A 9,344-nucleotide genomic window follows, 5' to 3' on the forward strand; every position below is an offset into this window, starting at 1 on the left:
GGTTAGCGATACGGCGCGCTATCTGACGGAAACTCGCTTTCGAATGCCCGCGGCACCGATCCCTCTTCACTGAAATCGCCGCGCTCGCACCAAAAACCCGCCGATTGATTGCGCGGTTTGCCTTCCTTCGCAGAGGACGCGTCAACATTTGCGTTCATGATGCGCGCAACCATCTCGCAGTTATCGATGTTGAAGGGCGCCTTGTCTGGCGCATTGAACGAGGCGAAGTGAACTCGCATCGACGGATCGAGAATAGAGTTGCGGTAGAGCGTCGCGCTCGCCGCCTCGTCTTTGGCGCTGGAGCAGCCCGCGACCATTATGGCCAAAAGAACCATCAAACGTTTCATACCCCTCCTTCTGGCAATCGCTGATGCCGGTATTTCCCCCGGTGCAGGCGGCACATACCGCCGTTGACTCCGTAGCTGAGCGGGTCATCATAAACCGATGTGCAATCTCTACACCAACAAAACGATGGTGCAGGAAACGGCCGACCTATTCGGGGCCAAGGCGGATCGCGAATATAACATCGCCGAAGACGTCTACCCTGGTTATCCCGGCATGATCGTCCACGAGCAAGAAGGCGCCCGCGTCCTGCAATCCATGACATGGGGCTTTCCCGTGCGCCTCAAAGGCATGAAGCCGACCAGCAAACCGAAGCCGGTCAACAACGCCCGCGACGACAAGCTGCTGACGCCGTTCTGGAAGCACTGGTTCACGACGCCGGCACACCGCTGCCTCATCCCCTTCACCGCATTCGCCGAAGCCGAGGGGCCGAAGGGCAAGATGACGCGCACATGGATCAGCGTCGCCGATCAGCCGACCGCTGCATGGGCAGGGCTATGGCGGCCGACCGACGAATGGGGCGACTGCTATACCGGCGTCATGGTCGATGCGACCGAGGAGCTTTTCGACATTCACGACCGAATGCCGGTGATCCTGCACCCCGACGAGCATGAGGCTTGGCTGCGCGCCCCCGCCGAAGAGGCAATGGCGTTGGTGCGGAAATACCCGGCGAGCAAGCTCACCGTCGATCGCACGACGGAACCATGGTTCAAAGCGAAAGCCAGAGCAGCGGACACACCGTCGCTGCTATAACGGATCGGAGCGATGCGTGGCGTCGGTAGCGCTCGTGCCGCTCGCCGGCTTCTTCGTCACTGGGACCAGCGCGGTCTTACCCAAGGGTGGCACCGTCGGCGGTTTCATCGACGAAGATGTTGAGCTGGCATTTGCAAATGCGGCTCCGGCACCTCTCGCGGTCCCAGCGTCTGCTCCTGCAATGACGGTGCCGATCGCACCGACGAATGTCATCCCGACGGCGTCGCCGGAAACGACACCTGCACCTGCGAACTGAAGCAATGTTTGGCCCCACTGCATTGGGTCGCTGATGCAGCGGGGTTGGTGCTCACATATACTGCGCCGGTAAATGTCCGGTGAAGCTCTCAGTTTCAGAGGCGTTTTCCTTGAGCGAATATAACGCGCGCGGATAAGGCTGCGGTTGGTCGGCCCATGTGTTAAAATCGTGAGCTTCGGGGGCATGGTGCTGGGCACGTAATTGGTTGTCGTCAGGCGATGACTTCGTGCGTTCTGCCATCATACCGATGACTGCCCTTGGTCTTTCCGTCGGGAGCACCCGCCCTTGACCCGTCCAGCTGCGACAAAGGTGTCGCTGCGAGTGAGACGGATATATCCGCAATGCTACCTTCCACCGAGTTCTTCATATTGCTTCCGCAAGTCAGGGATCGCATTACATAGTTCAACTCGTGTTCGTCGAAGTGCATCATCGCGCTCTTTCAGCAGCTTTCGAGCCTGTTCAGCGCGACCACGATAGATATCTTTCCAGCCATCGACTTCGGACGGCGCCAGTCCCATTTCTGCCCCGATAGACTTTCTGATGCGCCACTCTTGTTCTGGAGACACATTGTCGATGTTATCGGCCATTGCGATGTCGACTTCCGCTGCGGCAAATCTTCCGGTCGGGTCACTGCCGCTAGCGCCATTCTTACAAACGTCGGTGGCGTGATCGAGGCGATTCTTAGCGGTTTTCAAATCATCCTCCAAACTAATGGGAGGAACCGCCGGATCATCCAGGGACGCATTTGAGCGATCGCACTGGCTGAGTAGAAACATGACTCCGAAAAACGGCACGGCGATCCCTCCGAAGATGCCGATGGCTCGGGACGCGCTGTCAACGCCCACGCCTCGCGGATGGTCGGAAGACAATCCAAATCGTTGCCCGCAGCGCTTGCATAACTGGTCGGAGCTACTGGCTGCCGCACCGCAAGCCGGACAATTTTCTACCATAGATTCTACCCCCGACGCGAGATCCCCTCCGCGGAAGCAGAAGGAGCGAAGATCACCGGGGTCCGGTTACATACTATAGTTGATAAATTTCAACCCTATGGTGCGGCAGGGGTGCGCTATGGACGTGCGCCTTCAGGTCGGACTCAACTTCAGACGGCTCCGGCTGTCCAAGGGGCTGACGCAGGAGCAGGCGGCGGATCTGACAGGTGCAAGTCAGCAATACATCAGCGGCTTGGAGCGAGGTCGGCGCAACCCGACCGTGCTGACGCTCCATGAACTGACCGGCCCGCTTGATGCGGAGCCCTTGGATTTATTGCAGATTATCGACGAAACTGATTAGCGTTTGAGGCGGATCGAAACTGACCAGCGCCGACAGCTAAGTGGATGGGTCGGGTGCGCCGATGCCCGCCTGATTGGCGCGATCCGGGTGATAAAGCGCTTTCTGGTCTAGGACGTCCACAATTCACACGATACAAGGATGCGATCTCAGCCGTATCTACGGCGTTGGAGTGACAGAGCGAGCGGGAGAGATCGGGGGCCGTCGAGGCCCCACCTGCGGTCGAAAATGCAACGAGGCTGTCGTGATGCGCGGGCTTCAAGCAAAGCCCCGACGGTCACATTGTTGATCTCCCACTCGGACAGACATTCAAGTGTCGCGCCTTTGCCTCACCCGGTCTCCAAACGCTCCTTCTTTTCGATCACCGGCTCACCCATCAACCCAGCAACAATGTCAGCGACGTCCAGCTCAGCATCTCGGCATAGGTTTGCGACCGTATCGATCACCTCTACGGCGATGCGGAGTGCTTGGGCATCGTCGTGGTCGGTGACGGCTTCAAACACAGCGGGGTCGGCCAATAGGCCGCTCAACGCGGCAAGGCGGGCTCCCTGGTCGGGAAGGGTCAGCAGCCACTCCTCCAAGGACTGATCCGCTGCGCCACATTCAAACCGATAGGCGATCTCGAGCCCGCGCATTGTGAGCGGCTGGAGGTTTCTGAGTTTGACCATTGTTTCTTTTCCTTCGCGATGGAGCTCCGGGACGGGAGCGTTGGAAGGAGGACCAACTGTCGGCGACTTCGTCAGATGTCCAATGGCAAATGTTGGCAAATGCATACGGGCGTCTGGCCGACCCCTCGAGGGCATGCCGCACGCGGGCAAACGCTTGGGGAAGGGAGACCGTCGCCAGCCTTGCAGTCCGCAGTTACATCGGGATAGTGCCGGGCCAGTCGATCGAACCGCGTATCGCGGCGGGTCAGGCGGATGGGGAATAATGGGAAAATTGACGCAACAGGAACTCGAACGGCACCTATGGGGTGCTGCTGACATTCTGCGCGGCACGGTCGATGCCGGGGACTACAAGCAATACATCTTCGGCCTGCTGTTCTACAAACGGCTCTGCGACGTGTGGCAGGAGGAATACGAGGCGCTGCTGGCTGAAACCGGCGATAAAGCCGAGGCCGCCGACCCAGATGAGCACCGTTTCCACGTTCCGGGAGAGCACCGCTGGGATGCCGTGCGCCAGCAATCGACGCAGATCGGCCAGCGGCTCAACAATGCGCTGGCAGCGATCGAAGATGCCAACCTGCGGTTGCGCGGCGTGTTCGGTTCGGTGGACTTCGCCAATCAGAACCGTTTCTCCGACGCCCTGCTGGAAAAACTGCTCACCCATTTCGAGAAGCACCGGCTGCGCAATGCCGATGTGCCAGCTGACATGCTGGGCGACGCCTATCTCTACCTCATCAAGATGTTCGCTGAAGGCGCGGGAAAGAAGGGCGGGGAGTTCTACACCCCGCGCCAGATCGTCCGGCTGATGATCGAGATACTCGAACCGCGCCCCGGAATGTCGATTTACGATCCAACCTGCGGCTCGGCAGGGATGTTGCTGGAGGCGGTGCAATTTCTGAAGGACAGGGGAGAAAACGCGCGCAGCCTGTCGCTCTATGGGCAGGAGAAGAACTTCGCGACATGGGGCATCGCCGAGATCAACCTGTTTCTACATGATGTCGATGATGCCTTCATCGCCAAGGGCGACACGATTTTGTCCCCCAAGCGATATGACCCGAAGGCGCGCGAGTTCGTGGAAGGCATCGGGGCATATGACCGGGTGCTCGCCAACCCGCCGTTCAGCGAAAAGGTCTGGGGCCACGATGTCTGGCAGAATGGCGATCCGTTCGGGCGCGATGAATATGGCTGCCCTCCCAAGGGCTATGGCGATCTCGCCTTTGTCCAGCACATGCTCGCCAGCCTGAAGGATGACGGGATGCTGGCGGTGGTGGTGCCGCATGGTGTCCTGTTCCGTGGCGGGGCCGAGGGGCGGATCAGAGAGGCCATGCTCGCCGCTGACGTGATCGAGGCGGTCGTGGGCCTAGCGCCCAACCTGTTCTACGGAGCGGGTATTCCTGCCGCCCTGCTAGTGTGTCGAAAGAAAAAGGCAGCCGACCGTCGCGGCAAGGTGCTGATCGTCAACGGTGATGCCACTTACCAGCCGGGCAAGGCGCAGAATTTCCTGACCGACGGTCATGTTCGCACGCTGGCCGAGGCTGTTCATGCATTCGCCGATGTCGAGAAGCTCGCCCGCGTTGTTCCGGTCGAGGAGATCGCCGCCAACGGCCACAACCTCAACATCAGCCGCTATGTCCAGACCGGCGCGGACGCCGAAGCGGTCGATGTCGCGGCGGAAGTTGTCAAGTTGCAAGACCTGATCGCCAAGCGCAACGAAGCGGAAGCCGTGATGTTCGGGCACCTAAAGAGGCTTGGCTATGTCGGGTGACGTGGCCGATCTGGAGCGTGAAGCTGATGCGCTACCGGATGGCTGGCGTTCTTACCGCCTTGGTGAAGTGGCGACGTTGAGTGGCGGCACGACGCCATCACGGGCCGAGCCAGCCTTTTGGGAAAATGCGGCGATTTCTTGGGCGACCCCATCTGACATCACGTCTCTGCCAGTGGGGGTTAGCCGGATTGCTGACACCGAGACCAAGGTCTCGGATAGGTCGCTCGCAGAGTGCTCTTTGACGCTCAATCCCCCCGGCACTGTCTTGATGACTTCGCGCGCCACGATTGGCTTTGTGGCCGTCAATGATGTGCCCATGGCCACCAATCAGGGTTTCATCACCTTCCGGGCTGGCGACGGGCTTGACGCCTACTTCCTGCTCTATTGGCTTACCGCTCAACGAAGCAATCTGGTGGCCGCAGCGGGCGGGAGCACGTTCAAAGAACTTAGTCGGGGCACGGCTAAGCTGCTGCCCATTCTTCTCCCACCCCTCGACGAGCAGCGGCGGATCGCCGAGGTGCTGCGGTCGGTGGATGAGGCGATTGCGGCGCAGTCTGTCCTGTGCTCGCACCTTAGGCAGACGACCGATGATCTAGCCGACGAACTGTTTGCGCGTGAGATTTCCGAGTGCGCCGATAGCGTGACCGCGTATGGCGAGGCCTGCGAAACGGTGCAGGTTGGCATCGTGGTAAAGCCCGCGTCTTACTACGTTGATGATGGCGGGGTGCCCGCACTTCGTTCAACCAACATCAGGCGTAACCAGATTGAGTTCTCGGGCCTTGTCCAACTTTCCCCTGAAGGTCACGAGTTCAACCGGAAGTCATCGCTACGGGCTGGTGACGTGGTGACGATTCGCACCGGAGAGCCGGGTAAGACTGCGGTGATCCCGCATGACGCACCATCGCCGCTCAACTGCATCGACGTCATTTTTTCCCGACCGAAGCCCCACCTTCGGCCCCACTTCGCGGCTTACTTCATTAACTCCAGCACCGCGCGCCGTCAGATTTTGGGGGCACAGGGTGGTCTGGCCCAACAGCATTTCAACGTGGGCGAGATGAAGAAACTGAAACTGCCGGTTCCAGACCTTGCTCGGCAGGACCGGCTTATCGAAGTTCTGGACGCTGCATGGTGGCCTGTGCGGGTGGAGGAAGCCCAGCTTGCCGCGCTCCAATCGACGAAAGCGGGGTTGATGCCCACGCTACTCTCCGGTCGCGTGCGGGTGCCTGCATGAGTGAATACCGCCTCGCCGAAAGGCCCGCGCTTGATGCGCTGGAGGCGATGGGCTGGCAGGTGCTGTCCCCGGCGCAGGCGCTGGCAATGCGCGAGGAGGAAAACCGCGTCATTCTCAGGTGCGCGTTGATCGACGCGCTGCGGAGGCTCAATGGCATTGGCGAGGCGGACGCCGAGGCGATCTACAACGACCTTGCCACCCTGTCTGACAATGAGGAGTGGCAGCGCAAGCTGCGCGGCGGCTATTCCCGCCGCCTGACCGGTGAGAACCGCGACTGCCCGATTGCGCTGATCGACTTCAAGAACCCCAGCCGCAACGTCTTTCACGTTACCAGCCAGTTCCGCGTTGCCGCGCAGCGCCCGCGCGTCCCCGACATCGTGCTGTTCGTGAACGGCATCCCGCTGGTGGTGATCGAGGCCAAGTCGCCGCTCAAGCGCACCGCCACGGGCGACGAGGCTCATGAACAAATCCGCCAGTATGAGCGGGACATCCCACGGCTGTTCTATCCCAATGCGTTCAACATCCTGACGGACGGGATGCACACTGAATATGGCGCGACCGGCGCGCCAGCGCAGTTCTATGGCCCGTGGCCTGACGCATGGCCGCGCAGCCGTGACGACTTCCCAGATGCTCTGGGCAAAGACCTGTGGTGCCTATGCGAGCCGTCGCGCCTGCTCGACCTACTGGCGCATTTCATCGTGTTCGAGATCAGCCCGGAGACAGGCCGGAAGATCAAGAAGATCTGTCGCTATCAGCAGTTCCGCGCGGTCAATAAAGCCGTGCAACGGGTTGCGGACGGTAAGCACCGCAAAGGCTTGATTTGGCACACGCAGGGCAGCGGCAAGAGCCTGACGATGGTATTTCTCGCCCTGAAGCTGAAAACCCACCTGACCCTCGACGCGCCCACGCTCGCCAATCCCAATATCCTCGTGCTGACCGACCGCATCGACCTCGACGACCAGATCAGCAAGACCTTTGTCGCTTGCGGCCTGCCGAACCCCACCCAATGCGGATCGGTGGCAGCACTGCGCCAGGCGGTGAACCGAGGCGGCAACGGGCAAATCCTGCTGTCCACGATCTTCAAGTTCGCCGGATCGAAAGACCCAATCCCGAACTCAGAGAATTGGATCGTGCTGGTGGACGAATGCCATCGCACGCAGGAAAAGGATTTGGGCGCGTTCCTGCAAGCGAACCTGCCAGATGCCCATTTTTATGGCTTCACCGGCACCCCGATCAAATCGGCCGATAAGGACACCTACGCCAGGTTCAGCGTCGCGGGCGAAGGCTACCTCGACAAATACGGGATCGACGATGCCGTGCGCGACGGTGCGACCGTGCCGATCCTATACGAAGGCCGCAAAACCGATTGGGCGATCAACGAGGCCGAGATCGACATATTGTTCGACCGCTGGTTCGTGGACCTGCCGGACGAGAAGCGCGAGGAACTGAAGCGCAAGGGCCTGACGCTCGCCACCATCGCCAAGCACCCCGAGCGCGTGCGCCTGATCGCGCTCGACATCTGGGAGCACTTCAAGGCGGTGTGCCAGCCAGACGGTTACAAGGCGCAGATCGTGGCCGTGGACCGGGAAGCGGTGATCCTCTTCCGCGCCGCGCTGTCCGCCGTCATCGCCGCCGATCTGGAGCGTGGCGGGATGGATGCCGGGGAGGCACAAGCGCAGGCCGACGCCATGATCGCTTGCGTCTATTCCAAGAGCCAAGAGGACAACAAGCCGAGCGAGAACCCGGAGATTGCAACACTGCGCGCCGGGCTGGAGGAGTTCTATCTCGACGACGAGGCCGAGAAGGATGCGAAGAAGCGGTTCAAGGTGCGGGGCGCGCAGCCCAGCTTCCTGATCGTGTGCGATAAGCTGCTAACCGGGTTCGATGCGCCCATCGAGCATGTCATGTATCTCGACAAGTCGCTGAAGGAGCATAATCTGCTTCAAGCCATCGCCCGAACCAACCGCACTCACGCCTTCACTGATGCCGATGGAGGCACCATCGAAAAGCCCAATGGCCGGATTGTCGATTACATCGGCGTCACCAACCATCTCGATGAGGCCCTGAAGTCCTACCGTTCCGAGGATGTCGAACACGCCATGCGCGACATCGCCATCCTGCGGAACGACCTCAAGGAAGCCCACGCCCGTTATCGCGCGCAGAAGCGGGCAATGAAGCTGGACGGGTTGGATGAGAAGAAAGCTGCCTATGCCGCCGCCGCGTTGTTGACACAGGGGCAGGAGGATGACTGGTTCGACTTACAGCGTCTCACCCGGACATTCATCAAAGTATATGCCGACCTGTCACCCGATCCGGCCATACTGGACTTCACCGTCGAGGTGAAATGGGCAGCGGCGTTCCTGCGATTGGCGACACAGGCTATCAGCAAGGACGAAAGCCTCGATCACCGAAGCTACTCCGGCAAGATCAGGGACATGTTGGAGCAGCACGTCCACGCGACTGGCCTCTCAACTACCATCCGCCTGCGGAACATTACCGATCCCGAGTTCGCTGACGACTTCGACACCGGCGAAAAGACCGAGGCAGAGCTTCAGGAAGCCTTCGTGCGCAAGTCCGCCGAGCTTCGCCGGACAACCCGCGAACTGGTGGACAAGAACCCGGCGCAATATGCCCGCTTCTCTGAGCGGGTGCTGGAGATCATCCGCCGCTTCGAGGAAGGTCAGCTTGCCGCTGCTGATGGGCTGCGCGACTTCGAGGGGCTGACTGGCGACATACAGGCCGAGCAGGGCGCACACGCCGAACTTGGCATGGACGAGCACGCCTTTTCGATCCTTCGCATCATCGAAGCCATTGTGCCCGACGGGGACCATGGCACCTTGCAGGACGCGGCAATCGCCATCGGCGCAGTCTATGCTGACGCCGCACGGACGCAGCCCGCGTTCACCCACATGGACGATTACTTGCGCAGGCTTCGCCGCGATGTCCGCCGCATCCTGACCGAGCACGGCATCGGCGAGACGCAGACCATCCGCGAGAAGGTCGATGACTTCGCCGTGCACGCCTATGGGGATGGCCACTGATGCC

9 protein-coding genes are annotated in these 9,344 nt (G+C 60.6%); 5 read left to right on the top strand and 4 right to left on the bottom strand.

What is annotated here, in order from left to right; genetic code table 11:
* Nucleotides 1-2: 2 nt before the first annotated feature.
* Entirely contained in the window at nt 3-347 is a 345-nt protein-coding gene (locus A3E77_RS16040; RefSeq protein ID WP_293647783.1) for a hypothetical protein, read from the bottom strand.
* Between the two features lie 97 nt (nt 348-444).
* Here A3E77_RS16040 and A3E77_RS16045 point away from each other — a divergent pair, with 97 nt between their 5' ends.
* Nucleotides 445-1,095: an SOS response-associated peptidase gene (locus A3E77_RS16045; RefSeq protein WP_293647784.1), complete on the top strand. Its 651-nt coding sequence runs from the start codon at nt 445-447 to the stop codon at nt 1,093-1,095.
* A 307-nt stretch (nt 1,096-1,402) separates the two neighbouring features.
* Here A3E77_RS16045 and A3E77_RS16050 read toward each other — a convergent pair whose 3' ends face one another.
* Both A3E77_RS16050 and A3E77_RS16055 read right to left on the bottom strand, forming a co-directional pair.
* Entirely contained in the window at nt 1,403-1,591 is a 189-nt protein-coding gene (locus tag A3E77_RS16050) for a hypothetical protein (protein ID WP_293647785.1), read from the bottom strand.
* A 104-nt stretch (nt 1,592-1,695) separates the two neighbouring features.
* Nucleotides 1,696-2,196: a hypothetical protein gene (locus tag A3E77_RS16055; protein ID WP_293647786.1), complete on the bottom strand. Its 501-nt coding sequence runs from the start codon at nt 2,194-2,196 to the stop codon at nt 1,696-1,698.
* 223 nt (nt 2,197-2,419) lie between these two features.
* Here A3E77_RS16055 and A3E77_RS16060 point away from each other — a divergent pair, with 223 nt between their 5' ends.
* Nucleotides 2,420-2,641 (top strand): helix-turn-helix domain-containing protein, encoded by a 222-nt coding sequence (locus A3E77_RS16060; protein ID WP_293647787.1) that lies wholly within the window; start codon nt 2,420-2,422, stop codon nt 2,639-2,641.
* Between the two features lie 326 nt (nt 2,642-2,967).
* Here A3E77_RS16060 and A3E77_RS16065 read toward each other — a convergent pair whose 3' ends face one another.
* The gene (locus tag A3E77_RS16065; protein WP_293647788.1) at nt 2,968-3,306 is read right to left on the bottom strand and encodes a hypothetical protein; all 339 of its coding nucleotides are present in this window, start codon (nt 3,304-3,306) and stop codon (nt 2,968-2,970) included.
* A gap of 262 nt (nt 3,307-3,568) precedes the next feature.
* Between A3E77_RS16065 and A3E77_RS16070 the strand changes: the two genes are divergently transcribed.
* Genes A3E77_RS16070 through A3E77_RS16080 form a run of 3 tightly spaced genes read left to right on the top strand, consistent with a single transcriptional unit; the run spans nt 3,569 to nt 9,340 of the window.
* On the top strand, nt 3,569-5,068 hold the full coding sequence (locus A3E77_RS16070; protein ID WP_293647789.1) for a type I restriction-modification system subunit M: 1,500 nt from the start codon (nt 3,569-3,571) through the stop codon (nt 5,066-5,068).
* Nucleotides 5,058-6,299 carry a restriction endonuclease subunit S gene (locus tag A3E77_RS16075; RefSeq protein ID WP_293647790.1) on the top strand — a complete coding sequence of 414 codons (1,242 nt, stop codon included), beginning with the start codon at nt 5,058-5,060 and terminating at the stop codon, nt 6,297-6,299. Before A3E77_RS16070 ends, A3E77_RS16075 begins: the two co-directional genes overlap by 11 nt.
* Nucleotides 6,296-9,340 (top strand): type I restriction endonuclease subunit R, encoded by a 3,045-nt coding sequence (locus tag A3E77_RS16080; RefSeq protein WP_293647791.1) that lies wholly within the window; start codon nt 6,296-6,298, stop codon nt 9,338-9,340. Before A3E77_RS16075 ends, A3E77_RS16080 begins: the two co-directional genes overlap by 4 nt.
* Nucleotides 9,341-9,344: the final 4 nt, after the last annotated feature.

It is taken from the genome of Sphingopyxis sp. RIFCSPHIGHO2_12_FULL_65_19, from assembly GCF_001830555.1.
Lineage (GTDB): Bacteria > Pseudomonadota > Alphaproteobacteria > Sphingomonadales > Sphingomonadaceae > Sphingopyxis.